The organism is Ferrovum myxofaciens (assembly GCF_000735045.1).
Classification (GTDB): Bacteria; Pseudomonadota; Gammaproteobacteria; order Burkholderiales; family Ferrovaceae; genus Ferrovum; species Ferrovum myxofaciens.
The window spans coordinates 1-277 of sequence record NZ_JPOQ01000632.1 but is presented as its reverse complement, the minus strand read 5'-3'; the positions used below and the strand labels follow the sequence as shown (position 1 = coordinate 277).

Genomic DNA, 277 nt, shown 5'->3' with positions numbered 1-277 from the left:
TGATCAGGCCGATCAGCTTGCGCGATCGTTTGGTTGTGCGCGATGGATCTACAATTGGGGCTTGAAGGAGAGGTCGACTGCCTTCTACAACAACGGTCAGCGCGTGTACTACAAGGATTTGGCGGCACGCCTCAAGGGTCTGAAACAGGATCCTGAAACATCATGGTTGAGTGAAGTGTCGTCGGTCGTCCTGCAGCAATCGCTTCGTCACCTGGATACGGCTTTTACAAAATTCTTCAAGAAGGAATCGGGTTATCCCACGTTCAAGTCTCGCCGG

General features: G+C 52.3%; 1 protein-coding gene. It reads left to right on the top strand.

The annotated features are described in order from the left end of the window. Positions 1-277 (top strand): helix-turn-helix domain-containing protein (locus IV91_RS18275; RefSeq protein WP_150112547.1); only part of this gene is annotated, 277 nt, incomplete at both ends.